Annotated in this window: 21 protein-coding genes; 7 read left to right on the top strand and 14 right to left on the bottom strand. The window is 70.9% G+C overall.

The window, feature by feature from the left end; genetic code table 11:
• Positions 1-36: 36 nt before the first annotated feature.
• The 13 genes from K2224_RS38305 to K2224_RS38245 form a co-directional block, all read right to left on the bottom strand.
• The gene (locus K2224_RS38305; RefSeq protein WP_221911705.1) at positions 37-714 is read right to left on the bottom strand and encodes a hypothetical protein; all 678 of its coding nucleotides are present in this window, start codon (positions 712-714) and stop codon (positions 37-39) included.
• A 31-nt stretch (positions 715-745) separates the two neighbouring features.
• A complete protein-coding gene (locus tag K2224_RS38300) occupies positions 746-1,735 on the bottom strand; it encodes a clavaminate synthase family protein (RefSeq protein ID WP_221911703.1) in 990 nt (329 codons plus the stop codon).
• Positions 1,726-3,024 (bottom strand): cation:proton antiporter, encoded by a 1,299-nt coding sequence (locus K2224_RS38295; RefSeq protein ID WP_221911702.1) that lies wholly within the window; start codon positions 3,022-3,024, stop codon positions 1,726-1,728. The genes K2224_RS38300 and K2224_RS38295 overlap by 10 nt, the downstream gene beginning before the upstream one ends.
• Entirely contained in the window at positions 3,011-4,798 is a 1,788-nt protein-coding gene (locus tag K2224_RS38290) for an ABC transporter substrate-binding protein (RefSeq protein WP_221911701.1), read from the bottom strand. Before K2224_RS38290 ends, K2224_RS38295 begins: the two co-directional genes overlap by 14 nt.
• The gene (locus K2224_RS38285; RefSeq protein WP_399021285.1) at positions 4,795-5,160 is read right to left on the bottom strand and encodes a hypothetical protein; all 366 of its coding nucleotides are present in this window, start codon (positions 5,158-5,160) and stop codon (positions 4,795-4,797) included. The genes K2224_RS38290 and K2224_RS38285 overlap by 4 nt, the downstream gene beginning before the upstream one ends.
• A 25-nt stretch (positions 5,161-5,185) precedes the next feature.
• The gene (ddaH, locus tag K2224_RS38280; RefSeq protein ID WP_221911700.1) at positions 5,186-6,049 is read right to left on the bottom strand and encodes a dimethylargininase; all 864 of its coding nucleotides are present in this window, start codon (positions 6,047-6,049) and stop codon (positions 5,186-5,188) included.
• Positions 6,050-6,105: 56 nt separating this feature from the next.
• Positions 6,106-7,350 carry an ATP-grasp domain-containing protein gene (locus tag K2224_RS38275; protein WP_221911699.1) on the bottom strand — a complete coding sequence of 415 codons (1,245 nt, stop codon included), beginning with the start codon at positions 7,348-7,350 and terminating at the stop codon, positions 6,106-6,108.
• Between the two features lie 18 nt (positions 7,351-7,368).
• Positions 7,369-8,625: an MFS transporter gene (locus tag K2224_RS38270; protein WP_221911698.1), complete on the bottom strand. Its 1,257-nt coding sequence runs from the start codon at positions 8,623-8,625 to the stop codon at positions 7,369-7,371.
• Positions 8,622-9,782 carry an FAD-dependent oxidoreductase gene (locus tag K2224_RS38265; protein ID WP_221911697.1) on the bottom strand — a complete coding sequence of 387 codons (1,161 nt, stop codon included), beginning with the start codon at positions 9,780-9,782 and terminating at the stop codon, positions 8,622-8,624. The genes K2224_RS38270 and K2224_RS38265 overlap by 4 nt, the downstream gene beginning before the upstream one ends.
• Before the next feature lie 4 nt (positions 9,783-9,786).
• A complete protein-coding gene (locus tag K2224_RS38260) occupies positions 9,787-11,409 on the bottom strand; it encodes a class I tRNA ligase family protein (RefSeq protein WP_221911696.1) in 1,623 nt (540 codons plus the stop codon).
• 3 nt (positions 11,410-11,412) lie between these two features.
• Complete coding sequence (locus K2224_RS38255; protein WP_221911695.1) at positions 11,413-11,775, bottom strand: cupin domain-containing protein; 363 nt, start codon at positions 11,773-11,775, stop codon at positions 11,413-11,415.
• Positions 11,776-11,851: 76 nt separating this feature from the next.
• A complete protein-coding gene (locus tag K2224_RS38250; RefSeq protein WP_221911694.1) occupies positions 11,852-13,171 on the bottom strand; it encodes a lysine N(6)-hydroxylase/L-ornithine N(5)-oxygenase family protein in 1,320 nt (439 codons plus the stop codon).
• Positions 13,172-13,239: 68 nt separating this feature from the next.
• Positions 13,240-13,428, bottom strand: a complete 189-nt coding sequence (locus tag K2224_RS38245; protein ID WP_221911693.1) for a hypothetical protein — start codon at positions 13,426-13,428, stop codon at positions 13,240-13,242.
• A gap of 421 nt (positions 13,429-13,849) precedes the next feature.
• Here K2224_RS38245 and K2224_RS38240 point away from each other — a divergent pair, with 421 nt between their 5' ends.
• Complete coding sequence (locus K2224_RS38240) at positions 13,850-15,103, top strand: ATP-grasp domain-containing protein (RefSeq protein WP_221911692.1); 1,254 nt, start codon at positions 13,850-13,852, stop codon at positions 15,101-15,103.
• Between the two features lie 41 nt (positions 15,104-15,144).
• On the top strand, positions 15,145-17,715 hold the full coding sequence (gene pepN, locus K2224_RS38235; RefSeq protein ID WP_221911691.1) for an aminopeptidase N: 2,571 nt from the start codon (positions 15,145-15,147) through the stop codon (positions 17,713-17,715).
• 86 nt (positions 17,716-17,801) lie between these two features.
• On the opposite strand, the gene K2224_RS38230 is transcribed toward pepN, so the two are convergent.
• Positions 17,802-18,512 (bottom strand): class I SAM-dependent methyltransferase, encoded by a 711-nt coding sequence (locus tag K2224_RS38230; protein ID WP_221911689.1) that lies wholly within the window; start codon positions 18,510-18,512, stop codon positions 17,802-17,804.
• A 1,045-nt stretch (positions 18,513-19,557) separates the two neighbouring features.
• Between K2224_RS38230 and K2224_RS41525 the strand changes: the two genes are divergently transcribed.
• From K2224_RS41525 to K2224_RS38205, 5 genes are all read left to right on the top strand, one after another.
• The gene (locus K2224_RS41525; RefSeq protein WP_221911688.1) at positions 19,558-20,190 is read left to right on the top strand and encodes a hypothetical protein; all 633 of its coding nucleotides are present in this window, start codon (positions 19,558-19,560) and stop codon (positions 20,188-20,190) included.
• A 213-nt stretch (positions 20,191-20,403) separates the two neighbouring features.
• Positions 20,404-21,198, top strand: a complete 795-nt coding sequence (uppS, locus tag K2224_RS38220) for a polyprenyl diphosphate synthase (RefSeq protein ID WP_260693786.1) — start codon at positions 20,404-20,406, stop codon at positions 21,196-21,198.
• A complete protein-coding gene (locus K2224_RS38215) occupies positions 21,174-22,142 on the top strand; it encodes a phytoene/squalene synthase family protein (RefSeq protein ID WP_221911687.1) in 969 nt (322 codons plus the stop codon). The genes uppS and K2224_RS38215 overlap by 25 nt, the downstream gene beginning before the upstream one ends.
• Before the next feature lie 44 nt (positions 22,143-22,186).
• Positions 22,187-24,241, top strand: a complete 2,055-nt coding sequence (locus tag K2224_RS38210) for an MMPL family transporter (protein WP_221911686.1) — start codon at positions 22,187-22,189, stop codon at positions 24,239-24,241.
• Between the two features lie 283 nt (positions 24,242-24,524).
• Positions 24,525-25,337: an MgtC/SapB family protein gene (locus tag K2224_RS38205; RefSeq protein WP_260693785.1), complete on the top strand. Its 813-nt coding sequence runs from the start codon at positions 24,525-24,527 to the stop codon at positions 25,335-25,337.
• Positions 25,338-25,490 lie beyond the last annotated feature (153 nt).

Below are 25,490 nucleotides of genomic sequence, written 5' to 3'. Positions count from 1 at the left end.
CGGCGGTGGAGCGCAGGGTGCCGGCCGGCTCGTGTCCTACGAGGTGCTCCCGCCGTCGACGGTGAGGGCGAGGTAGCAGTAGTCGTCGAGCATCTTGGGGAGGGGGCGGGCCGGGCGGCCGAGGCCGGCGGCGAGCTTCAGCGCGCCGCCGAGGTCCGGGTCGAGGCCGGCCTCCTGGAGGATCTGGGCGGCCCAGGTGCGCCCGAGCCGCTGGTGCGCGACGTACGCGGTGTGGTCGCGGGCGCCGTGCAGGTGCGCGGCGATCGCCTCGTCCCACGGCATCAGCGACTGGGGACGCAGGGCGTGCAGGGCCTTGGCGGCGGCGGTCGGCCCGAGGGTGCGGGCGCGTCCGGTGGCCGGGGACAGCGCGGCCTGGGTGGCGGCCAGTTCGGCGAAGCAGGGGCCCAGTGTGTCGAGTTCGCCGTCGGTGAGCTGGGCCAGGGGGCGTCGCGGGAGCGCCGCGCCCCAGGTCTCCCACCAGGCGGCCAGACCGGTGTCGAACAGGTCCGGCTCGCCCGGCTTGGGGTAACGGATGCGGCAGCCGGCGAGGTTGAGCCAGCGCAGCAGGGCGGTGCGGTGTGCGGGGCGGGCCGGGTCCGCCTGCCCGCCGGTGGCGGCGAGGTACTCGTCCCAGATCTCGTCGACCCTGGTGAACTGCGCGAACCGTGTCACGGCCGCGGTCAGGGCGGCCTGGTTCATGGGAAGTTCGGGCATGCGGGTCTCCTCGGTGTGGGACGTCCCGGGGTCAGCGGGACAGGACGTATCCGTCGTCGGGTCGGTGGTCGCGCGAGCGCCGCAGGTCGGTGAGGACGAACGTGCGCTGGAGCCAGCGGTCGTTGCCGTCGTAGCGCGGTGTGAAGGCGGTACGGCCGTGCAGCGTCACCCGATTGTCGACGACGGCCAGGTCGCCGGCGCTCAGCCGTACCGTGTACGAGACGTCGTCGAACGCCTTCTCCAGGGCGTGCAGGGCTTCCACGGCGCGTTCGGTGGTGCCGGTGGTGGCGGCGAAGTCGACCCGCACGTCCGGGTCTTCGGGGTCTCCGGAGAGTATCGGGTGGGCCGGGACGGTCCCGCCACCGGCTCCGAAGGAGGGCGGCGGCTGGGTGGCGAACTCCGGTGCCGACAGCGCCTCGACGGTGGCCTCGGGCAGCAGCGGCAGCGCCTCGCGGATGCCGGCGGTGCGCAGTCCGGCGGCGCCGTCGTGGTCGGCGCGCAGGCACAGCAGCATCACGTAGTCGGGGCGGTGGGCGTGGAAGGCGTTCTCGTTGTGCATCATCAGGGCCACCGAGCCGGCGTTGCCCTGGAAGGTCTCCTGGCCCGGCACCGGCACCACGTCCTGGACGAGGGCGCCGGACTTCTCGGCGCGGAAGGCGGCCGGGTCGCCGAGGCCGCAGGCCGTCATCATCAGCACGGCGGCGGGCACGCTCACCTCGCGCTGTACGGAGCCGGGCACGGTCGGGGTGGGCGGCAGGTTCTCCTCGTCGACGGGGAGGCCGCGCACCAGGAGTGCGCCGGAGGTGCCGGAGTGGCGCCGGTAGGTGCCCGCCCGGCGGCGCAGCGCGGCGGGCAGCTCTTCCCAGGCGGACCGGGCCTCGGCCACCCAGCGCGGGTCGTCGACCTCGGGCAGCCGGGCGCACAGGGCGCGGGCCGCGGCCTCGACCTGGTCCTTCTCTTCGGGTTCGAGGACGAGGACCGCTTCGGTCGACCGGCCCCGTACGGTGGTGGTTACTGACATTTCATGGCCATTTCTGTGCACGGTGCGGAGGGCGTCCGGCGCGCGGACACCCGCTCGATCAGATTCAGTGCGGGGGCCGTGAGGATCGTGGTGACCAGTGTCATCACCACGAGCATCGCGAAGACAGGCGGCGTGATGACCTTCAGTTGCAGGCCGATGCCGAGGACGACGAGTTCGGTCAGGCCGCGGCAGTTCATCAGGGCGCCCAGGGAGACGGACTCCTGCCAGCCAAGGCCGGTCAGGCGGGCCGCTCCGGTGGCTCCGGCCCACTTGGCGAGGATGGCGACGGCGGTGATCAGCGCGCACCAGCCCCACATCCCGACGCCGCCGAGCAGCCGGAAGTCGGTGTGCATCCCCGAGTACACGAAGAACAGCGGGAGCAGCAGCACGACGGTGAGCGCGCGCATCCGGTCCACGGCCGCCGCCACCACCGCCGAGTCGCGGGGCATCGCCGTACCGAGCAGGAAGGCTCCGAAGATCGGGTGGATGCCGATCCGGTCGGTGGTGTAGGCCGCCAGCAGGACGCCGGACAGCACCAGGGGGAGGGCGGCGCGGGCGAACCGGCCGCCGTGCCGGGCGGCCTGCCGGGCCAGGAGCGGCCGCACCCCGAAGTGCACGGCGGCGACGAAGGCCAGGCTCAGGCCGAGGGTGACCAGCACCGCCGCGGGCGAACCGCCCTTGGCCAGCGCGGTCACCAGGGCGAGCAGGCACCAGGCGGTGATGTCGTCGAAGGCCGCGCAGGTCAGGGCGAGGGCCCCGACCGGGGTGCGGTCGGCCCCGCGGTCGGCGAGGATCCGGGCGATCACCGGGAACGCCGTGATGCTCATGGAGACGGCGATGAACAGGGCGAACGCGGGGAACCCGACGCCAGGAGCGGCGAACCGACGGTACATCACGAGGGCCAGCAGCAGTCCGCCGAGCAGCGGGAGGGCGATGCCGGCGTTGCTGACCAGGACCGCGGTGCGGCCCCGGCTCCTGACGTGGCGCAGGTCGAGCTCGTAGCCGATCAGGAACATGAACAGGACGAGGCCGAGCTGCGCCAGGGCGTTGAGGACCGGCAGCAGGTCCGCCGGGAACAGCCAGCGCTGCCCCTCGGGCCAGACGGCCCCGAGCAGGGAGGGGCCGAGCGCGATCCCGACGAGGATCTCGCCGATGACCGGGGCCTGCCCCACCCGGCGGCAGAGCACCCCGGCCACCTGCCCGCAGGCCATGATCAGGGGGAGGGCCAGCAGGAGGTGGGCGACCGGGTCCACCGCCGGGAGCGCCGCCGCGAGTTCAGTCGCGGGCATCGGAGCCGTCCGGCTCGTCGACGAAGTACCAGTTCTCGGGGTTGATGAAGCCGAGCGGGTTGATCGGCTCGACGCCCTTGAGCTGGTTGGCCACCTCGAAGACCCGCAGTGGGAAGTTGGGCATCCAGATCACCGGGACCTGCTCGGCGAGGTAGTCCTGGTAGGCGTACAGGTCGGCGAGGTCGTCGCTGGTGACGGTCTTGGCGATGAGTTCGTCGGCGACCGGGTCGGAGTAGCTGCCGAAGTTGCAGCCGGCGCCGGTCTGGTAGAGCAGTTCGCCGGTCGGGTGGAAGTTGGGCCCGTAGACCCAGCCGCCGTTCCAGCAGGACAGCTCCCAGTTGGTGGTTCCGGTGGTGTCCTGGCCGACCAGGACCGAGGGGTACACCTCCTCCAGCACCAGCTCGATGCCGGCCCGCGCGGCGTCGTCGCGGAACTTGCGCATCACCCGGGCCAGCGTCTTCTCGTGCCCGGAGGCGTAGCGCAGCGAGATGGTCAGCCGGGTGCCGGCGGGGATGCCCTCGCCGGCCTGGCCGGGCCCGGTGCCGGGGGCGACGCAGACGGCGGGGGTGACCGAGGTGTCCCAGCCGTTGTCCTGGAGCATCCGGCGGGCGCGGTCCACGTCGAAGGGGAACGGGTTGGACTTCTGCGCGGGCGAGCGCAGCTCGGTGGCCGGCAGGGCGGGGACCGGGCCGTAGGTGGGGTAGCCGTAGCCCTGGTAGACCTCCTGGAACGAGCCGTCCTGGTCCAGGGTGGTCTGTAGCGCCTGCCGGAAGTACAGCTGCCGGAAGATCTTCCCGGCGACGGTGGTGTTGGCGAAGTTGAACGGGAAGTAGTGGATGGCGTAGAGGATCTGCGGGACGATCCGGTAGTGCTCGGCCAGCGGGTTGGGGCCTCCGGTGACGGGGTCCGCGGCCGGCTCGGTGATCTTGTCGAAGGGCAGGAAGCCCAGGTGGATGGCGTCCGGTCCGTGGGGGCCGCCCTCGAGCGCCCGGTACTGTTCCTCGTCGGTCTCGGTGGGCACCAGGCGGAACGCGTCGGCGTAGGGCTTGTTGGGCCCGGAGTAGGACGGGTTGGGCACCATGGTGACGAGGCCGTCCATCCCGTAACTGGCGAGCCTCCAGGGGCCGTTGACGATCGACCAGATGGGGCTGTCGGCCCAGCGGGCCCGCGCGGAGTTGTCCTCCGCGTAGACGTCGCCGTTCTCGGCCATCAGGTAGTCGTAGACCGCGTACGCCTCCTCCTTGTGGGCGGTGGCGTTGGCGGGGCCCTCGGCGGTGCGGTCCCATGCCTTGGGCAGCGGGGTGATGAGGCTGAACTGGTTCATCAGGACCCAGTTCTGCGCGTACGCCCGGTCGAAGGTGAAGCGGACCTGGTCCTCGGCGATCTTCTCGTACCCGGTCAGGTTGTCCGGGAAGTAGCCGGGCACATAGCCGCCGTACTCCTCCTTCTTCGCCTCCAGCAGGTGCATCCAGAGCATCACCCCGTCGGCGTTCACGGTCTCGCCGTTGGACCACTTGTAGGGCTTGACGGTGAGGGTCGCGGTGCGCCCGTCCTCGCTCCACCGGGGTGCCTCGGCCATGCTCAGCTCGTAGTCGACCTGCGCGTCGCCCTTGGTGCCGTACCAGTACAGCGGCCGGTACATCAGCATCTGGAACTCGTACAGGCTGCGGGCGCCGAACCGGCCCGGCGGCAGCAGGGGGAAGATGCCGGCGGGTGGGAAGCCGGGCGTGCAGGCCCAGCTGATCGTGCCGCCCTTGCGGGGTATCTGGGTCATGACGACGGTCCTTGCTCGATGAGGGGGTCGGTCGCGGCGAGTTCTTCGATGCAGGAGGTGCCGGTGGCGGCGTCGGGCCCGTAGCGTTCCCACGTCTCGTGCAGGCGGACCCGGCCGTCGGGGAGGACCTCGGGGACGCTCACGCAGTGCCCGGCGACGGTCCGGCCGCTGGTCAGGACCATCGTGTAGGCGAAGGTGAGGGTGCCGTCGGGGGCGGCGACGCCGGTGAGCGAGCCGCGTCGGACGTCGCCTCCGGCGGAGGAGCCCCACAGCAGGTCGCCCTGTTGGCGGTAGTGGGCGATGGGAGCGTCGGGGCCGGCCGTGACCTTCCGGAACCGCCTGCCGTCGTAGTGGATCAACATGCCCTCCAGGAGTGGTGGGGGCTGCTCAGGCACGGTCGCGGAGTTCGAGCGTGCAGCACTTGACGCTGCCGCCGGCCTTGAGCAGCTCGGACAGGTCGACGCCGCGCGGTGCGAAGCCACGCTCGCGCAGCGCGTCGATGAGGTGGGTGGCGGACTGCGGCAGCAGGACGTTGTGGCCGTCGCTGAAGGCGTTGAGGCCGAAGACCGCGGCGTCCGCGTCGGTGGCGAGGATCGCGTCCGGGTAGAGCTCGCGGAGCACGGCCCGGCTGCCGGGGGTGAAGGCGGCCGGGTAGTACATGACCTCGGTGTCGGACAGCACCGCGAGCGCGGTGTCCAGGTGGTAGAACTCCGGGTCGACCAGGGTCAGTCCGGTGACCGGGACGCCGAAGAACTCCTGTGCCTCGGCGTGCGAGCGCACATCGGTGCGGAACCCGGTGCCGGCCAGCAGCCGGCGTCCGACGAGGAGGTAGTCGCCCTCGCCCTCGTTGATGTACTCGGGCCAGCACAGCTCCTGGTAGCCCTGGTCGCGGAACCAGTCCAGGTAGGCGGGGCCCTCGGCGGTGCGCTCGACGTGGCGGAAGCGGGCGCCGAACACCTTGCCGTCGACGACGGTGGCGCCGTTGGCGGCGAAGACCATGTCGGGCAGGCCGCCGACCGGCTCGATCAGCTCGACGGTGTGCCCGAGCTCCTCGTAGAGCGCGCGCAGCGTCTCCCACTGGGCGAGGGCGAGTTCGGCGTCCACGGGCTTCTCGGGGTGCATCCACGGGTTGATGGAGTAGTGCACGTCGAAGTGGCTGGGGCGGCACATCAGCAGCCGGCGCCGGATCGCGGTGCGGGTGCGGGGAGCCTCGGGGGTGTGCGGCGGCTCGATGGGCTGCGGGTAGGGCATGGTTGGTCCCTCCTGGGTGCGGAAAGGTCTGGTGGGCGGCCGGGTGACGGCCTGGTTCAGGGGGCGAACCGCACGTCGATGGAGTTGGCGAGGTCGGTCGCCGTGCGCATCGCGTCCTCGAAGGAGGTGCCGGTGACACCGAGGAAGCCGAGGATGGAGTTGCCCTCGGGGGGACGGCGGATGAGGTCCCCCGGCCGGGCGGTGATCTTGAAGAAGAAGACCTTGTCGGAGTCGGTGAGTTCGGCCGGGACGTCGACCCGCTCGATCCGTCCGGAGTCGCACAGCAGGGCCATACCGGCGATGTGCACCCCGGTCGGGGTGTACGCGCCGACCTTCGGCCGGACGCCGCGGGCGGTGTCCATCAGGGCCCGGATCGGGCAGTGGCCGGCGGTGAGCCGGGCGATGTGGTCGAGCCCGCCGCCGCCGGGGCGCACGGCGATCTCCAGGATGTGCGGGGCGCCCCGGTGGTAGCGGACCTCGGCGTGCAGCACGCCGTGGGTGACGCCCTGGGCCCGCACGCCGGCCCGGACCGCCCGGTGCAGCTCCTCGATCCGGTCGGGGCTCAGCGAGGTCGGTGCGGCGTGCACGTCGTCGTCGAAGGTGTCGCCCTCGACGGTGACCCGGTCGACGATCGAGCCGAGGTAGACCTCGCCGTCCCAGGCGACCGCCTCGCACAGGAACTCCCGCCCGTCCAGGAAGGATTCGACCAGCAGCCCCTGCGGGCCCAGGTCTATGCCGTGCGCCTCCATGCGGTACCAGGACATGTCGTCGATGCCGTCGAGGGCCTGGGCGAACCGCTCGGCCATGTCGTCGGCGTCCTCGACGCGGAAGACGAAGTTGCTGGCCGCGCCCAGCGTCGGCTTGAGGATGACGGGGTAGCCGAACTCCTCGCCGGCCGCGTGCGCCTCGGCCAGGTCGGAGACCAGGCGGAAGGCCGGGATCGGGACGCCGCCCTTCTCGTGGGCCCGGCGCATCAGGTACTTGTTGCGGCTGGTGCGGGCGGCTTCCACCCCGATGCCGGGCAGACCGAGCGCCTCGGCGACGGCGGCGACGGTGACCACACCGGCCTCGGAGAAGGTCAGCACGCCCTCGAAGTGCTCCTCGGCGTGCCAGGCGCGGGCGGCGGCGACGATGTCGTCGATCTGCTGCGAGCCGGCGACGCGGTAGCGCTCGGCGGGCCAGTAGGCGTCCTCGCCCAGGCCGTTCAGGACGTACAGCTCGGCCCCGAACTCCTCGACCTGCTGGTAGCGGGAGAGGTAGTACTGGGCGTTCTGGAGGGCCTCCAGCGCGAGCAGTTTCATGGTGCGGGCTCCTCGGGGTCAGTTGGCCGGCTGCGGCACGGGCGTGGTGGCGGCGGTCCGCTCCTGCGTGGCGTAGAAGCGCCGCATGGTGGCGATGGCGGCCAGCGGGACGACGCCGATCAGGATCGACAGGCTCCAGAACGCGAGGGCCACGGACCGGTGGTCGGCGAGGTAGGACAGGGTGATCGTGACGACCAGTCCGGCCGCCAGGCTGACCGCGTTGACCGTGCCGAAGACCCGGCCGGAGCGGCTGTCCTCGACGGCCCGCATCAGCAGGGTGCGCGAGGAGATCGCGGCGAAGCCGAAGGCGAACGCGGCGAACGGGATCGCGGTCATCAGCGAGGCGATGTGGAACGGCTCCACGGCGATCAGCGCCGCGTTCCCCGCGAATCCGAAGGCCGCGAGCGCCAGGTTGGAGACCCGCGCGGAGATCCGCTTGTAGACGGCCGAGCCGATGAGCATGCCGACCCCGGCGAGCGCGTCGACCAGCCCGAAGATGCCCGCGTGCTCCTTGAACACCTGGATGACCAGGACCACCAACAGCACGTTGCTGACGGTGATGTTGACGCTTCCGACGGCGAGCAGCAGCCCGAGCCGCTTGACCGGTCCGCCCGTCGGCGCGCCCGCCGCGGCCCCCTCCCCGGCCGCCTGTTCGGCGCTCGCCCGCGGCTTGCGGCCGAGCAGCACCCAGCACACCGCGGAGAAGGCGAAGGTGGCGGCGTTGAAGTAGAACATCGGTGTCAGGCCGAAGACCTGGATCAGGAAGCCGCCGACGGCCGCCGACAGCAGCGAGCCCGCCTGCGTGGACATCGAGAAGTTGGCGTTGAACGGTCCGAGCCGCTCGTACCGCACCCGTTCCCGCACCAGGGCGTTGCTGGCGGGGTTGAACGCGGCGGAGATCAGCGACAGCGCGAAGGTCACGGCGTAGGCGGTGATCTGTGTGGAGGCTCCGAGCGCCAGGGCGACCGGCAGCGACAGCGCCGCGAGTGCGCTCGCCACGTCGCAGAGCAGGCACATCATCCGCCGGTCGAAGCGGTCGACGAGCCGCCCGAAGAGCACCGAGAGCAGCACCTGCGGAATGGCCATCACGATGAACAGCCAGCCCACCGACAGGGCGGTCCGCTGCTGTTCGAGGACCAGCAGGGAGGCGCCCATCATCTGGATGCCGTTGCCGAGGTAGGTGACGAAGTTCGCCGGGAGGATCAGCCACTCGGACCGGTCCCGGCCGGTTGGCTGGGCCGCCTGCGGTGCCCCGGGGGCCAGTGAGGTGGTCATGGTGCGACTCCTGAGATCAAGTGGTCGGGGGCGCGCAGCCGGTCGGGCAGCCGCACCGGGCGGTCCACCGCGGCCAGGCCGGTCGGGACGGCGGGCCCGGTGCCCAGCGCCCGGCGGGCCAGTGAACGGGCTATCAGGGGGGCGAACTTGAACGAGGAGCCGCCGCAGGCCGCGTAGATCCACGCGTTCTCCTCGCCCAGCTGCCCGAGGACCGGGCCGTGGGTCGTGCTGTCGGCGAGGTAGTAGCTGTCCTCGGCCCGCTCGATCCACTCGGCCCGGAATCCGTGCAGCAGCGCGGCGAAGAGCCGCACCAGCCGGGCCCGTTGTTCGTCGGGGGCGGTCCGGTCGGTCACCTCCTCGACGGGCCGGCAGGCGACGGCCGCGCTGAGCTTGAGGGGGGTCCCGGCCACCGGCGGCACCAGCCAGGAGCCCTCCGGGGTGCCGAGGGAGGGGATGGTGGGCGTGCGCTCCCACACCGCCCGCAGGTCCGGGGGCACCGTGCACATCAGCTGGGTCTGCCGGTAGAGGGTCAGGTCGTCGGTCCGGTCGGCGCCGAGCAGTTCGCGCGACCACAGGCCGGCGGCCAGCACGACCGCGTCACCGCGCAGCGCGGTGCCGTCCGCCAGCCGCACCAGTCCGAACGGCGCCTCCACGCCGGTGACCCGCCGGCCGGGCAGCAGCCGGACACCCGGCCGACCGGCCAGGAGGCCGGCGGTGCCGGTCAGGATCCGGTCGGCGAGCAGCACTCCCCCGTTGCGCTCCAGCACCGCGCGGCTGCCGCGGGGCGGCCGCAGGTGCGGGAATCGCTCGACGATCTGCCGCTCGTCGAGCCGCAGCGCGCCCGGCACCTCGGCGAGCGCGGCGGCCGAGACCTCGGGCTCGCCGGGGCCCAGGACGGTCAGGGCCCCGACCCGGTGGTAGACGTCGGCGCCGAGCCGGGACTCGACCTCGGCCCACCGGTGATGGGCCTCGATGGCCGCCGCGGCCTCGGGGGCGCCCGGATGCAGGGCCCGCAGGACGCGGTGCCGGTCGTAGGAGGTGGCCTCCGGGTTGGGGATCTCACCCCGGTCCACGACGCTCACCTCGGCGCCCGCGAGCGAGCACTCCAGTGCGGTGAGGAGGCCGATCACTCCGCCTCCCACGACGATGATCCGCACGGCTTCAGCCGGCCTGGGCCGTGCTCGTGCCGAGCTGCGGCAGGGCGAACGGCTTGACCTCGGAGAGCGCGAAGGTCTCGAAGCCCAGCGAGCCGTCGAAGCCGTCGGTCAGCGCGGCCGCCTCGGCCAGGTCGATCAGGATCGGCGAGGCGCCGGCGATCAGGGTGCGGACCTCCAGGTACAGGTCGCCGAGGGCCGTCCGGTCCGGCTTCTGGCCGCTCAGGTCCAGCTCCTCGGTCCAGCGGGCCAGTCGCTCCAGCTGTACGCAGATGAGGTCGGCGGCGCGGGTGAGGCTGTAGCCCTCCAGCTCGTAGCAGGCGGCGAACCGCTCCAACATGATCGCCGCGTGCCGGCGGGCCCGGTCGGAGACCGGCAGGGTGGTGGCTCCGACCGTGCGGGCCGCCTCGTCGAGGCGGGAGCGGAGCCGCTCCCACGGCTGGACGAGCCGCTCGTCGGTGACCTTGTCGAGGGCCGCCCGGCTGAAGTTGGTGCGCTGGTTCTCGGGGTTGGCCAGGGCCAGGTAGAACCGGACGAGGTCCCGGGGGACCTCCTTGAGCAGGTCCTCGGCGTACAGGACGTGCCCGCGGCTGGTGGAGAACTTCTCGTTCTCCAACTCGTAGAACTCGTTGACGATCATGGCGTCGGGGACGATGTAGCGGCCCTCGTGGGCCATGATCAGGGCGAGGTGGGTCAGGCCCCAGAACCAGATGTTGTCGAAGCCGATGAAGTAGACCAGTTCGTGGTCGTGGTCGGTCCGCCACAGCTCGTCGGAGGCGGCGGTCTCCTCGCCGAGCTGCCGGGCCGCGTGGTCGGTGGTGTACATGACCGCCGGAATGCCCTCGACCCAGGCGTTGATGACCTGTCCGGGGGTCTCCGGGAACGGTGCCTCGATGCCCCAGCCGATCGGGTAGGTGATCGGGAAGTCGGCGAGCGGCCGGTCCAGGAGTTCGCGCACCAACTGCGCCATGTGGGGCCGCAGATAGGGCAGCTTCTCGGCGTAGTAGGTGGTGAGGCGGTCCCGGTAGTCCTCCATCGGGAGGACCAGGATCTCGGCCTCGCGGGTGGTGAGCCGGTCGGTGGGGTCGACGGTGGAGCGGGCGCCGATCAGCTCGTCGAAGTTGTTGGGATGGCCGCAGGTCTCGCACAGGCCGCCGCGGCTCTCCGACAGGCAGATCGGGCAGTCGCCGCAGACCAGTCCCTCGACGAGGAACTCGCCGGTCTTCTCGGAGTACGGCAGGCGCACGGTGCGCAGCTCGAACTTGCCGGCGGCGTGCAGCTCCTGGACGAACTTCAGGACGGTGGCGCGGTAGCCGTCGTCGTACGGCGCGAAGCCGTCGAGGGACATGCCCATCGTCTCCAGGGTGTCCCGGATGCCGGTCCACGAGCGCCGGGCCAGCTCCTCGGGGGCGATGCCGAGCTTGCGGGCGCTGGCCAGGACGTAGGTCTGGCTCTCGTCGGTGCCGGAGGAGTACAGCACGCCGCGCCCGGTGGCGCGCAGGTAGCGGGCGTGTACGTCGGCGGCGATGAACGGGCCGGCGAGGTGGCCGACGTGCAGGCTGCCGTTGGGGGTGGGCGGGGTGTCGATGACGATGACGCGCCGGTCGCCCAGCTCGTTGCGGGACGGCATGGTTCAGCCCTCGCTCTCGTGACGCTTCGTGAACGCCGCGCTCATGTCGCTGTCCCACCAGACGCTGAACATCTCGAAGTCGGTGTCGGTGTCGTTGATGACCTGGTGTTCGTGGCCGGGCGGGAAGTGCACGATGTCGCCGGCCACGAACGGCAGCCGCTCGCCGCGGGACTCGATCCACGCCTCGCCCTTCACCGCGATGAAGATCTCGTACTCGTGGTGGGCGTGCTTGGGCGAGGAGGCGCCGGCGCGGATGACGCTCTGGGCGCCTTCGAAGGGGGCGTTCAGCGTGGGCCACGGCAGCAGCCGTTGCGACCAGCCGTTGTCCGCGTCGAGCGCGGCGCGGTCGAAGTGTCGGATGTCCAAGGGAGTTCCTTAGGGAAGGGCAAGAGTGGGCTTGCCGGCGGGGCGCGGTCGCCTGGCGGGGGCGGGGCCGCGGGGCTCAGAGGACCGGAACCGGCTCGCGGTCCTCGGCGGTGGGGCGCGACGCGGTCCGGGGGGACCGTGCGGCGTGGTCGATCAGGTTTCTGGCGATCTCCTCGCTGCGGGTGGCGAGGATGCTCAGCAGCGAGTCGGCGATGCCGTGGGTGGCCTCGTTGACGCCCTGCAAGTAGCAGCTGGCGGCGGTCTGTTCGCCGAGGTCCAGCCGGTAGTCGCGACCGACCTCGATCTTCGCCAGGCCCAGTGCGTCGGCCAGGTTCCGGATGACGGCGGGCTGTTCGGGGCGGAAACCGGTGCCGAGCAGGACGAGGTCGCAGGGGAGTTCCTCGACGGCGCCGGTCAGCCGGTTGGTCAGGGTCAGGACGAGTTCGTCGCCGGTGTCCCGGACGTCAGTGACGCGGGTCATGGTGCGGATTGCGAGGCCCCCGCCGCCGCGCATCCGGTCCAGGTAGACCTGCCGGTAGAGCTGCTCCAGCATCGGTGGGGTCAGCCCCGCGTAGTTGGTGCGGTGCATCTCCTCCAGGATGCTGCCGCGGGCGGTCGGGTCCGCGGCGTAGAACTCGTCGACGAAGCCGGAGAAGAACAGCTCGTTGGTGAACTTGCTGGTCTCGTAGTGGTTGAGGCCGATCGAGCGCATGATCAGCGTGGGAGTGCAGCCGGGCAGGTCCTGCTGGACGGAGTGGAACATCTCGGCGGCGCTCTGCGCCCCGCCGATGACCACCACCCGCTCCCCCGCCCGCCGGGGCCGGGCGGCGATGCGGTCCATGTATTCGGTGCTGTGGATGACGCGGTCGGCGCCGAGCCCGCGGAAGACCGCGGGGACGTTGGCGTCCCGGCCGGCGCCGACGACCAGGTGGCGGCCGGAGATGACGGCGCCGTCCGCGGTGTGGGCCAGCCAGCCGTCGACGGCGCCGGACCCGTCCCGGCGCGGCACCAGCGAGGTGACCTTGGAGCCGTAGCGCACGCGGACCCGGTCGAGGGATTCGGCCACCCAGCGGTGGTAGTCGGATATCTCGCTGCGGTAGGGGGTGAAGGTGGAGAGGTTGATGAACTCCTCCAGCCGCCCGTTCTCGTGGAGGTAGTTGACGAAGGAGAACTTGCTGCGCGGGTTGCGCAGCGTCACCAGGTCCTTGAGGAACGAGACCTGGCTCTGCGACCAGGGCAGCAGCATGCCGCGCTGCCAGGCGATGGTGTCGCCCTGCTCCAGCAGGAGGGTCCGGCCGGCCAGGTGGGGCGGCGCGAGCTCCTCCAGGGCCACGGCCAGTGCCAGATTGGCCGGGCCGGCTCCTATGGCGAGGACTTCGACGTCGTGCTTGGACATGAACTTCCCCTTGTGCAGTGGCGTGGGTGCGCCCCGGTGTTGCGCCCGGAGCCGGATGGGTCGGGCGGTCAGATCCGCAGGGCGCCCGCCGGTCTGATGTCGGCGGTCGGCGGGGTCGAACCCCAGCCGGAGTCGTCGGCACTGGCCAGCGTGGCGCCCCAGCCCGAGTCCTCCGGGCCGCAGCTGGTGTTGACGGCCAGGACGGACACGAAGGCGGCGAGCGCGAGGGCGGCTGCGGCGGTACGGATGCGGGACATGCGAACTCCTCATGTGGCGTGGGGAGAGGGATGGCGGGGCCTCGACCGGCTGTGGTGCCGGGATGCCCGCTCGGCAGCAACCATGGCAGCGCGCGGGCCGGTTGGCTGGCCGAAAAGACACCCGGCAAACCGCCTGGCAGAAATACGCCCCTCTCACAAAACCCATCAAATCGATCTGAAGCGCAGTGAATTCATGCTTCCGGGTATGAAGCGGAGGTGAATCCGCCAGATTCTCGTCATGGCTTGTCATGTTCTCGGGCGACTTGATCCGGCTGTGGAGATTCCTCCCCTTGGCAGGTTTCCGCCTGGCGGATTGCCGGTGTCGTCCACGGGCCGCCAACCCGCCCGCACACGGCGATGGTTGGTTTCAGGCGGGCACCCGCACCCGCCCCACCCCCGTCACGGCCGAGGAGTCAGGAAGATGACCGCACCCACCGACGTACTGCTCGTGATCGGCAGCGGCCAGCAGCGCTACCGCGAGTACCTCCTCGCGAGCGCCGCCGAGCGGCACCCGCTGTGGCTGATCGACTCCTCGGAGCCGACCTGGCAGCAGCCGCACATCGTGGGCTCCAGCGTGGTGCCACTGCTCGACCGGGCCCGGCTGATCCCGGACCGCGAGCGGATATCCAGCACGGCCCTGCGCATCGCCGCCTCGCACCGGATCACCGGCGTCCTCACCTATGACGAGACGCTGGTGACCACCGCCGCGGCGATCGCCGAGAAGCTGGGCCTGCCCGGCCTGACCACGGACGGCGCCGACCGGTGCCGCAACAAGCACCGCACCCGCGGGGCCCTCACCCTGGCCGGCCTCCCCCAGCCCCGCTACGCCCTCGCGCTCACCCTGGACGAGGCCCGGGAGGCCGCCGCGGCGATCGGCTTCCCCATGGTGCTCAAGCCGCGCGGCATGGGCGCGAGCATCGGCGTGGTGCGGGTCGACGACCCGGCCGGACTGGACGACGCCTTCGTCATGGCGGAACAAGCCGGCCACGGCGGCTCCCCCGACTACGAGGGCGGGGTGCTCCTGGAGGAGTACCTGACCGGCCCCGAGATCAGCATCGACGGCGCCTGCCTCGACGGCACGTACCAGCCGATGTTCCTCGCCCGCAAGCAGACCGGCATGGAGCCCTACTTCGAGGAGACCGGCCACGTCGTCGACGCCGACGACGAACTGCTCCGCGATCCCGAACTGCTCCGGATCCTGCGGGCCGCCCACCGGGCGCTGGCGGTGTCGACCGGGACCACCCACACCGAGGTCCGCTTCACCGCCAAGGGCCCGGTCATCATCGAGGTCAACGCCCGCCTGGGCGGCGACCTGATCCCCTGGCTGGGCCAGTTGGCGACCGGGATCCAGCCCGGCCGGGTGGCCGTCGAACTCGCCCTGGGCATCCGCCCCGACCTCACCCCCACCGAGCGCCGGGCGACCGGCATCCGGTTCAGCTACCCGCCGCGGGACTGCCGCGTCGAGGAGGTCACCGTCCCGACACCGGACCCGGCCGGCGGGCTGCTGTACGCCGAGCCGATCGCGGACCCCGGCGCCGAACTGCGCCTGCCCCCGAACGGCTATCTGGGCCGCTTCGCCTACGTCGTCTGCGCCGGTGAGGACCGCGCCGCATGCGAGCGGCGGCTCGACGCGGCCGCCGCCACCACGTCCCTGGCGTACACCCCGACCGCCTGACCCGCCCCACAACCACCCCCGCACACAAGGAGCACCCCACGGTGTCCGCGATCACTGAACTCACCCGCGCCGAAGCCGACGCGCGCACCCGGCTGCTGCGCGTCGACTCCTACCGGATCCATCTCGACCTGACCACGGGCCCGGACGTCTTCCGCTCCGAGACGGAGATCCACTTCACCGCCACCGAACCGGGCGCCACCACCTTCGCCGAGCTGGTGCCCGAACGCATCCACTCCATCGAGCTCAACGACCGGCAACTGGACCCCCGTTCGGTGTGCGAGGGCGGCCGGATCCGCCTCCCGGACCTCACCGCCCGCAACCGCCTGCGGGTGGTCGCCGACTGCCGCTACACCAACACCGGAACCGGCCTGCACCGGATGACCGACCCCGCCGACGGCAAGGTCTACCTCTACACCCACCTCCAAGTGGCCGAAGCGGCCAAGGTCTTCGCCTGCTTCGACCAGCCGTCGCTGAAGGCCCCCTTCACCCTGAGCGTGACCGCGCCGGAAGGCTGGCAGCTCTTCTCCGCCTCGCCCACCCCCGCCGCGCCCGAGGGCGCCGCCTGGCACTTCGCGCCGACCCCGGCCCTGCCGACCTACGCGTTCGCCCTGGTCGCCGGGGAATACCACGTGGTGCGCGACACCACCTACACCACTCCCGACGGGCGGCCGGTGCCGCTGGCGGTGGCCTGCCGGGCCTCCCTCGCCCCGCACCTCGACGCGGACGAGGTCCTGCACACCACCCGGCAGGGCCTGGACCACTACACCGGGGTGTTCGGGGCCTTCCCGTTCGCCAAGTACGACCAGGTCTTCGCGCCCGAACTCAACGTCGCGGCCATGGAGAACGCGGCCTGCGTCACGGTCCACGAGAAGTACGTCTTCCGCTCCCTGGCCACCGAGGCGCTCCGGGTGCGCCGGGCCGGCACCATCCTGCACGAGATGGCCCACATGTGGTTCGGGAACATGGTCACCATGCGGTGGTGGGACGACCTGTGGCTGAGCGAGTCGTTCGCCACCTACGCCTCCGCCCGCTGCCAGGCCGAGGCGACCGAGTGGACCCAGTCCTGGACCATGTTCGCCAACGTCGAGAAGGTCTGGGCGTACCAGGCCGACCAGCGGACCACCACCCACCCGGTGGTGGCCGACATCGCCAACCTCACCGACGTCCAGGTCAACTTCGACGGCATCACCTACGCCAAGGGCGCCGCCGTCATCAAGCAGTTGGTGTCCTGGGTGGGCACCGACGCCTTCGACGACGCGATGCGCGACTACTTCGGAAGGCACGCCTGGTCCACCGCCTCCCTGGCCGACCTCCTCGCCATCGCGGGCAAGCACTCGGGCCGCGACCTCGGCCACTGGGCCGAGGAGTGGCTGCGCACCGCCGGGCCCAACACCCTGCGCCCCGAGCTGACCGTGGACCGGGACGACCGCTTCCGCTCCTTCGCCGTCGTCCAGGACGCGCCCGCCGCGCACCCCCGACTGCGCTCCCACCGGATCGCCATCGGCCTGTACGAACTCCGCGACGGCCGCCTCGAACGGGTCCGCCGGGTGCAGGCCGACGTGACCGGCCCCCGCACCGAGATCCCCGAGCTGCACGGGGTGCGCCGGCCCGATCTGGTACTGCTCAACGACGACGACCTCGGCTACACCCGGATCCGCTTCGACGAGCGTTCGCTGGCCACCGTGCTGGCGCACGTCAGCGCGCTGCGCGAGCCGGTGCAGCGGGCGGTGTGCTGGTACGCACTGTGGGACATGGTCACCAGCGCCGAACTGGCCGCCCGGACGTACCTCCGGGCCGTCACCGCCTGCCTGCCCCACGAGACCGACTTCGGCATCGCACAGGTCCAGCAGCGGCAGGCGCAGACGGCCGTGGCCCGCTGCACCGCGCCGGCCGACCGCGCCGCGGCCCGCGACGCACTCGCCGCCGCCTGGTGGGAGCTGCTGGGGCAGGCCGAGCCCGGCAGCGACTTCCAACTGATGTGGGCCGGCGCCTTCGCCGAGACGGCCCGCTCGGACACGGACCTGGACCGGGTTGCCGCGCTGCTGTCCGGCGAGCGGACGGTGCCGGGGCTGGCGGGTGACGCCGAGCTGCGCTGGCAGCTGCTGACCGCGCTCGCCGCCGCGGGACGCGCCGACGCCGCGGCGATCGACGAGGAGGCGGCCCACGACCACACCGCGGCCGGGCTCCGCCACGCCGCCCGCGCCCTGGCCGCCCGCCCCACCGCCGAGGCGAAGGCGACGGCCTGGGAGTCCGTCGTGCACCGCACCGATCTCCCGCACGCCGTGCAGACCGCCGTCGCCGAGGCGTTCGCCAACCTCCCCCAGGACGGGGCCGAGTTGCTACGCCCCTATGTCGACCGGTACTTCGCTGCTTTGGCGACCTTGTGGGACGAGCGCGGCGGCGACCTCGCGCGGGGCCTCGTCGACGCCCTCTTCCCACGCGCCCTGGTGGAGGAAGCCACCCTGGAGGCCACCGACGCCTACCTCGCCACGCACCATTCGGCCCCGGCCCTGCGCCGACTGCTGCTCGAAGCCCGCGAGGACGTCGCCCGCGCGCTGGACGCCCAACGGCACGACGGCGCCGACCGGTTGATCGGCTCCAAGGGGCAGTGATCGTAGACGCTCGATGAGCGGCGACCGGCTCGACCAGGCCGCGGGCGCGGCGCTGCCGGGCGGGGCCGCCCTACCCGGCGTACCGCCTATCCCCGCACGTACCGCCGCAGCAGCCCGTCACCGGTGACGCGCTCGAAGCGGAAGCCGCACTGTGCCAGCAGCCGGTCGGCCCGATCCTGCGGATAGGCGCGGTACTGGCAGCGCTGGTGCATCACGACCTCGCCGTCCTGCCGGACGAAGTAGTCCTTGAGGTACCGGTTCTCCTCCACCGCTCGGATTTCCTGGGCGTACTCCAGCCCGCCGGGTAGCGGCCGGTGGTAGTCGCGGTGGGGCTGCTGGACGGCGAGCAGCAACGGCGCACCAGGCCGGAGGGCGGCAGCGAGGTTCTTCAGGGCCCTGGTGTCGTCGTCCTCCCCTGTGAGGTGGGTGTACAACGAAGTGCTGTCCTCGTCCTGGACGCAGTACCAGACGCCGCCGACGGCGTAGGCGGCGTCGAAGGTCGGCGGAGCCGCCATCGCCACGATGTCCTGCCGGATGAGCCGCACCCGGTCCCCGAGCCTGGCGCGTGCCTGGGTGAGCATGCTCTCGGTGTGGTCGATCCCGGTGATCCGCAGGCCGGCCCCGCCCAGCTCCAGCAGGCTTGCGCAGACCAGGCCGGTACCGACGCCCAGTTCCAGGACGTCGGCGTGGTCGCCGAGCTCGGCGAGCAGGGTGCGGGCATAGGCGCCGTAGTCGTAGTAGCCCGAGGTCATGATGAGGTCGTAGTGCCGCGAGAGCGCGGCGTATGAGTTGGCCACCCGCGGCACCGTAGCCACCCCAACGCATCATCTGTAGGGCGCGATTGAGCCCGGGCCGCGGCGCGGCTTGGCGAAATCCGCCGGCGTGGTCACATCGGATACTCCCCGACGGCCTGCGGCAGCCCATCCACGTCTGGCCGAAGCCCGGATCGCCGTCGACCGCCGTGCAGCCGAACTGGAAGCCGCCTCGCCGGCAAACGCGCCCCGGCCCGGCCCGCCACCAACTCCTCAACCATGGCCTTGTCCTACCTGGTCAGAGGGACGGTTCGCCGCTGGTATCGGTCCAGCACTCCGGGCACCTGTGCGCGGAAGGCAGGGCGGCAGCCGTGATCACATTCCTGGTGACCTTCACCCTGGGCGAGGGAGCGTCGCGGGCGCCTGCCCGCTTGCGAGAGTGACCATGCGTTCACTGAAGGACGACATGGCTGCCGAACAACTACCAGCCCGTGCGACAGCCCGTACGGGCCGCCTGATGTGCGCGAAGGGGCCCCGGGGCGCTGTACGGACCGCGTTGTCCACCCTGGAGGGATCAGGCCCGCACGTCGACGGGCGTCAGGCGGGTTCCTCGCGCGGACGGTATTCCTGTGGTGTCGCGGACTTTCGTAGACTGCCTCCGCCTCCGTGACCCCGCCTCGCGTCGAACGCGCGAATTCCATTTCAGCGTTCCATCGAATGGATATGCGACCAATGCCTGCCCTGTGGCGCCGCGATGGCATCGGTAAAGAATGGGCACGTAATCCCATCTGACGTCTTCCGCTTTGGCGGGTTCCGCCGTACGGTCGCTGCAACACGACAAGCCTGTACGGCGAAGGCGGACTCGGCGGATTCCGTGACAGCGTTCCGCATCCAGCAGACTGTGGCACTTTCACTTCACGGAGCACTTTCGGGAGATCACCCCCTCTCGCCGCATATCCGTGGTTCCATTTTTCCTTGGATTCACGGAGCGGTGAGATGTGTCCATTCGGGCCGATGGCGGTCCACTTACCATCGCTTTCCCGCACTGCGGCGCGGAATCATTTCCGTCCCGGCGCAGTTCCGATTCCTCTTGGAAGGAGGAAGCGTGTCAACTCAAGGAAATGTCCATGGAAATCCGCAGGAAGGCGCCGTCGAGGGTGCGGGCGCGATGTCGAAATGGCGTCGCCGTCTCACCCGCCTCGGCGTCTACAGCCTGTTCGCCGTGCTGGCCGGCACCGCGGCGACGGCCACGGCAGCGCCCGCCGCGCAGTCGCAAGCGGTCAGCGCCGCACCCGTGTCCATCACCTGCCCGAACGGCACCGGCACCGTGATGGTGACCGACGCCGACCCTGGTAAGCCGGTCATGTACCAGGCGAAGGGCACCTGCTCGGTCACGGGCACGGAGAACGGCGCCGCCAGCGGCACTGCCACGTTCTCCCTCACCAAAAACAACTGCGCGAACGCAACGATGCCCGTCACGGGGACCATTACCTGGCCCGACGGGAAGACGAGCACCTTCACGGCCACCGTGGTGTGGGCCGCCACTGCCGGCAAGGGAATCACCGCCGGCATCTCCAGCGGCTCGATCACCAGCGGTGCCTTCAAAGGCGCCGTGCTGAGCGGTACGGCCACGGCCGTTCAACAGGTCGAGGTCAACTGTCTCACCAGCGGGACCTTCAATGGGGCCACCGGCTCCGGCTCCGGGGCGGTGACCGGTAGCTGACGGTTTTCAACGGGCGTGTGCCGGGCGCGCCTTGCCTGCCCGGCACGGGCTCCGGCAGCGGGGCCCGCCCGCGACAACCGCCGGGGATCGCAGCGGTATGTCTCCTTCATGAATACGGGGTGCACTGTGCGACGAGAGCAGTCATATCGAGCCGAGGTGACGTCACCGGGCACCGCGGTGACCAGTCTGTGCTCCGTGGCGGAGAATCCTCGGGTGGATCCGCGTCGGGTCCGTTCGACGTCGCCCGTTCCCGGTCATGTCGCCATCGTCATGGACGGGAACGGGCGTTGGGCCACCCGGCAGGGTCTTACGCGCGCCAGGGGCCACGTAGCCGGTGAAAAGGCGCTGTCGCAGGTGGTCGAAGACGCCGTTGAGATCGGTGTTCGCCATTTGACGGTATTCGCGTTCTCCACCGAGAACTGGTGCCGTCCCGCGGCCGAAGTCGACTTCCTCATGACGCTGATGCAGCGCACCCTGCGCAATCGTCTCCAGCGGCTGCACGCCAACGCAGTGCGCATCCGCCACCTGGGGCGACGCACCGGACTTCCGCCCACGCTCGTCAGCGCGATCGAGACGGCCGAGCGACTGACCGCCGACAACGACCGGCTCACCTTGAGCCTGTGTCTCGACTACGGAGGGCGGGCGGAACTTGTGGACGCGGCGCGCCGCATCGCCGAGGACGCCGCCATCGGCACGCTCGACCCGGCCTCCCTCGACATCCCGACGTTCGCCCGCTACCTCTACGCGCCCGACCTGCCGGACGTCGACCTGTTCATCCGTACTGCCGGTGAGCAGCGCATCAGCAACTTCCTTCTCTGGCAGTGCGCCTACGCCGAACTCGTCTTCGTCGACACGCCATGGCCCGACTTCGATCGTCATCACCTGCGGCAGGCGGTGGAGATCTACGCGACCCGCAACCGCACCTTCGGAACAGTCGAGGACCCAGGGCGCAGCGCCGCGCGGTCCGCACCCGGGAGGCAGCCGTGTACCTCGACCAACGCGCCCTGAGCCGAGCCGGCATCCACGATCCGCTCCTGCGCGAATCCTACGAATACTGCCGCCGGCTCCTGGTCGCCATCGGGGACGGCAAGGACATCTGGCGCGGCAGCCTGTTCCTGCCACCGGAACGACGACCGCACATGTGGGCCGTGTACGGATTCGGCCGCCACGTCGACGAGATGTCCGAGGTGGCCATCGAAACCGGGGCGGGGCGAACGCAGTTCGCCGACTGGTGCACCACAGCCATGGCCGACCTCGAATCCGGGTACTCGTGCGAGCCGAGCGTACGCGCACTGATCCACACGCTGCGCACCTGGGACATCGGGCCCGAGCCGGCCCGGAAGTACCTTGACGCCTATCTGATGGACCAGAACGTCACGGAGTACTCCACCTTCGACGATCTGCTGAGCCATCTGCGTCTCTTGAGCGTCGAACCGTTCCACATGGTCATCGCCGTCATGGGGCCCACGAGCCGTCCGACCGGACCAGAAGCGGAAGCGGCGGCTCTCGCCTTGTACCTGACCAACCTGATCCGCGATGTCGCCGAGGACCAGCAGCTCGGTCGGACCTATCTACCGCTGGAGGACCTGGACCGGTTCGGCGTCGCGCGCGAGGACCTGGCCCGTGGACCCATGACTCCGGCCGTCAGAGAACTGGTGAAGTTCGAGGTGGACCGCGCCCACGCCCTCTACGAGCGCGGTGCCGGTCTGCCTGATCTTCTGCATCCACAGTGCCGGAGCCTGGTCAGGGCCTCGCTGATGTTCTACCGGTCCTACCTCGCCGAGATCGAACGGCGGGACTACGACGTGCTGACCGCCAAGCCCCGCATCGGTCGCGCACACATGGCGCGGATGGCGTTGCGCCTGGGCATTCCGCTGTTCATGTCCCGTGCGCACCGTTCCGGTACGGGAGCAGCCCCCGCGCGGCACTGGGAGGGAGCCGCGTGTTCGTGAGGCTCGGCCGGGCCGCCGCCCGACACGGTCGGGTCGTTCTCTTGGTGTCCTTGGTGTTGGCCGCACTGGCAGCGATCACGGCGTCAGGCATCCACGACCGGCTGAGCTACGGGGGACTCATCGCGCGCGACGCGGAGTCGAACCGGGCCGCGGTGGCAGTGCGGGAGCGCATCGGGCGGGGTGGTGCGGATGTGATCGCCATCTACCGCAGTCCCCACCACACGGTGGAGGAGCCGGTGTTCCGACAGGCGGTGGAGCATTCGCTGGCGTCCGCGCCGAAGGGGACCGTCGTCTCCACGATGACGTACTGGTCGCGCGATCTTCCCCCGCTGGTCTCCAAGGATCACCATGCGACGGCTGTCACGATCATGCTCGCCGGAGCGGACGACACGAGCCGGGTGGCCAGTTACCACCGGCTGCGCCCGGCGCTGCGGGCCGAGGGCTTCGACATCGAGTACGCCGGGCCGGTCGCCGTGGTCGACGGGGTCGCCGAGCGCGCCCTGGCGGATGTGCGCCGCGCCGAGCTGGTCGCCTTCCCCCTGGTGCTGGCCCTGCTCCTGCTGGTCTTCCGCAGCTTGGTGGCGGCCTTGTTGCCGGTGGTCATCGGCGGGCTCAGCATCTGCATCACGCTGGGCATCCTGGTGCTCCTGAGCGGCACGGTGGAGATCTCGTTCATCACCGTGAGCCTGGTGACCTCCCTGGGGCTCGCCCTGGGAGTGGACGCCGCTCTCTTCGTCGTCGGCCGGTTCCGCGAAGAGCTCACCCACCATGGCAGCGTGCCGGAGGCGGTGGCAGCCACCTGCGCCACCGCCGGCCGTACGGTGTTCCTGTCCGGGACCACCATGAGCGGCATCGCCTTGGGGCTCCTGCTCTTCCCCATCGGCGTGCTGCGAGCGTTCGGTGTCGGCGCAGCTGTGGTCATCGCCCTCAGCGCCGTACTGAGCGTCACCGCGCTGCCCGCCGCGCTGGCGCTCCTCGGACCGCGCGTGAACGCCGGACGGATCCGCAGGCCACGGCGCGAGGACACGGCCCCGGCAGAAGGGCCGTGGGCCAGACTGGCCCGGGCCGTGATGGCCCGACCCGGTCACTACGTGATCGGTGTACTGCTGACCTTGCTTGCCATGACGGCACCGTTCGCGCACATCACTCTCGGATTTCCCGACCAGCGGACCCTGCCCGCCGACGCGCCGGCGCGCCTGGCCTCCGACGCCCTGGGGCGCGACTTCGCGCTTGGCGGATTGGACGCTGTGCAGGTGGTGGTCACTGTGCCGCAGAACCTGGACACCCACGTGGGACAGCAGACGCTGACGGCCTGGGTCGGCGAACTCGTCCGCCTTCCAGGCACCGGTGCCGGTCTCATCGCCGCGACGTCGAAGCACAGCGCGGTGGTCTATCTGACGCACAACAGCAGCGCCGAGGACCCGGCCACCCGCACACTGGTCAGACGTGTTCGCGCGCTGTCCCCGCCGGACGGCGGACAGGTGCTGGTGGGTGGGTTGTCAGCCATGGCCGAGGACACCCTCCAGCTGCTGGCTCACCGCCTGCCGTGGGTCTTGCTCGCCATCGCGGTGTTCACATATGCGCTGCTGCTGACGGCGTTGCGGTCGGTCGTCCTGCCGGCGAAGGCGCTGGTCGTCAACGCGCTGTCCCTCGGCGCCTCATTCGGCGCACTCGTGTGGATGTTCCAGGACGGGCATCTGACGTGGTTGGTCAGCGGGGAACGCATCGGCTACGTCGATGTCGCCCAGCCTGTGATCATGCTCATCCTGCTGATCGGGCTCTCGATGGATTACGAATTCTTCCTGCTGTCGCGCATCCGTGAACAATACGACGTCACCGGGGACAACACCGTCGCCGTCGCAGTCGGGCTACAGCGGTCCGCTCCGGTCATCACCGCTGCCGCGGCGGTGGTTCTGGTGGTGAGCGCGGTCTTCGCCACCAGCAGCGTGAACATGGTCAAGGAGCTGTGTGTCGGGATGTTCATCGCCATCGCCTTGGATGCCACCCTCGTCCGGGCGCTGCTGGTTCCGGCAATGATGCGGCTGCTGGGCCGGGCCAACTGGTGGCTGCCCGGCGCGGAGCAACGCCACCGGCCGTGATCCGGCGGCGATTTGGCACGATTAGGACGGCGGTCGCGAAGACGTACGGCTGCTACCCGGCCTCCGGGCACCTCGGACGACGATCCAGGCACCATGCGGTGGCATTACCCATGCGGTGGCGTTCGTCGGGCTGGACGCCGTCCTCCCGCAACTCGGCCCGTGCCGGTGAGCCGGTACCGCGGCGGAAACGAACCCGAGGCGTGTCCGCCGGTTCAACACCTGACTGTGAGTGGCCGATACAGAAGCCGACACGGAACAGGATCAAGAACGAGGGGAACAGGTCATGGCCATCGTCAACGAATGGCAGATGGTGGACAACATCGCCGCGGGGCTCGGCTTCGGAGCCGCCATCGGCCTGGAGCGGCAGTGGCGGGCCCGGATGGCCGGGCTGCGGACGAACGCGCTGGTGGCCGCCGGGTCCGCGCTCTTCGTCCTGTTGTCCAACTACGGCTTCGCGCAGGCCACCAGTACCGTCGGATACGACGGCTCGCGCGTCGCGGCCCAGATCGTCTCCGGCATCGGCTTCCTGGGAGCCGGTGTCATCATCCGGGACGGGCTGAGTGTGCGCGGGCTCAACACCGCCGCCACACTGTGGTGTTCGGCTGCGGTGGGCGCCCTGTCCGGTACCGGGCTGTACGTACTGGCGGGGCTCGGCACGGCCGCCGTCGTGGGCGCCAACCTGCTGCTGCGGCCACTGGGCCGACGCCTGGACCGGGAGCCGCGCGGCGGCGCCGAGGTCGCCACCGACTACTACTTCGAGGCGGTGTGCACCGAACCGGAAGAGGCACACATCAGAGCCCTGCTCGTCCAGGCCCTCGCCCGACCCGGCTTCCGGCTGCGCTCGGTGTTCAGCCGCGACGCCGAGGAGGGCAAGGTCACCGTCGCCGCGGAACTCACCACCGAACGCCGCGACGACTCCCTTCTCGAAACGGCCGTCAGCCGCATGTCGTTGGAACCCGCGGTCTCCGCCGTGAGCTGGACGGTGATCGGCTACCCGGACGAGAACGGCGACGACTACCCAGCGGACGAGGCATCCCACCACCGGTTCCGGAACCTCTTCACCGGACGGAGGCGCGGAGGTCCACCACGGCGGTAGTCGGGGATCGCGGAGAGCCCCCGGTAAGTACCGGCACCCACGCGGCGATGACAGTGCCTGCCTGCTGCGGCCCGTGACCTCGGGCCCCAGCCAGATTCCATGGCCCTGCCCTGGCCACACTGGACAGCGGCCGATGAGGACGCCGCCCCGGGC

This window comes from Streptomyces sp. BHT-5-2 (assembly GCF_019774615.1).
Classification (GTDB): domain Bacteria; phylum Actinomycetota; class Actinomycetes; order Streptomycetales; family Streptomycetaceae; genus Streptomyces.
Note: the sequence above shows the minus strand (reverse complement) of the source record. Positions and strands in the feature narration are given on the sequence as shown.

Excerpts from the sequence above, each read along its gene's own strand:
- K2224_RS38305 (WP_221911705.1), bottom strand. The coding sequence starts at position 714 with ATGCCCGAACTTCCCATGAACCAGGCCGCCCTGACCGCGGCCGTGACA.
- K2224_RS38300 (WP_221911703.1), bottom strand. The coding sequence starts at position 1,735 with ATGTCAGTAACCACCACCGTACGGGGCCGGTCGACCGAAGCGGTCCTC.
- K2224_RS38295 (WP_221911702.1), bottom strand. The coding sequence starts at position 3,024 with ATGCCCGCGACTGAACTCGCGGCGGCGCTCCCGGCGGTGGACCCGGTC.
- K2224_RS38290 (WP_221911701.1), bottom strand. The coding sequence starts at position 4,798 with ATGACCCAGATACCCCGCAAGGGCGGCACGATCAGCTGGGCCTGCACG.
- K2224_RS38285 (WP_399021285.1), bottom strand. The coding sequence starts at position 5,160 with ATGTTGATCCACTACGACGGCAGGCGGTTCCGGAAGGTCACGGCCGGC.
- ddaH (WP_221911700.1), bottom strand. The coding sequence starts at position 6,049 with ATGCCCTACCCGCAGCCCATCGAGCCGCCGCACACCCCCGAGGCTCCC.
- K2224_RS38275 (WP_221911699.1), bottom strand. The coding sequence starts at position 7,350 with ATGAAACTGCTCGCGCTGGAGGCCCTCCAGAACGCCCAGTACTACCTC.
- K2224_RS38270 (WP_221911698.1), bottom strand. The coding sequence starts at position 8,625 with ATGACCACCTCACTGGCCCCCGGGGCACCGCAGGCGGCCCAGCCAACC.
- K2224_RS38260 (WP_221911696.1), bottom strand. The coding sequence starts at position 11,409 with ATGCCGTCCCGCAACGAGCTGGGCGACCGGCGCGTCATCGTCATCGAC.
- K2224_RS38250 (WP_221911694.1), bottom strand. The coding sequence starts at position 13,171 with ATGTCCAAGCACGACGTCGAAGTCCTCGCCATAGGAGCCGGCCCGGCC.
- K2224_RS38245 (WP_221911693.1), bottom strand. The coding sequence starts at position 13,428 with ATGTCCCGCATCCGTACCGCCGCAGCCGCCCTCGCGCTCGCCGCCTTC.
- K2224_RS38240 (WP_221911692.1), top strand. The coding sequence starts at position 13,850 with ATGACCGCACCCACCGACGTACTGCTCGTGATCGGCAGCGGCCAGCAG.
- K2224_RS38205 (WP_260693785.1), top strand. The coding sequence starts at position 24,525 with ATGGCCATCGTCAACGAATGGCAGATGGTGGACAACATCGCCGCGGGG.